Here is a 349-nt window from a genome sequence, read left to right on the forward strand (position 1 = left end):
GAAAATGTAACGGGGCTAAACACACCACCGAAGCTATGGCTTGCGTCGACTTCACTGCTTCTTTGAAGCGTGGAGCTGTGAGACATTTTTGCCGAATTCAACCTTGAATCACAGGGTTGCTTACAAACAAACTTCTATATAATAGAAGATTTCGGCCAAATGCGCTTAGGCTAAACTCACTTCGAAGGCGAAGTGAAGTCGATGCAGGGGTAGGGGAGCGTTGTGTACCGGGTTGAAGGTAGACCGGAAGGACTGCTGGACTGTACACAAGTGAGAATGCCGGTATGAGTAACGAAAAGACATGTGAGAATCATGTCCGCCGAAAGCCTAAGGGTTCCTGGGGAAGGCT

The 349-nt window shown here is 48.4% G+C and carries 1 rRNA gene; it reads left to right on the forward strand.

The features are described 5' to 3' along the window. Window positions 1–349 (forward strand): 23S ribosomal RNA (locus RCF13_RS05905); the annotation flags it as partial.

The organism is Stenotrophomonas maltophilia group sp. RNC7, from assembly GCF_030910085.1.
In the GTDB taxonomy this organism is placed as follows: domain Bacteria; phylum Pseudomonadota; class Gammaproteobacteria; order Xanthomonadales; family Xanthomonadaceae; genus Stenotrophomonas; species Stenotrophomonas sepilia.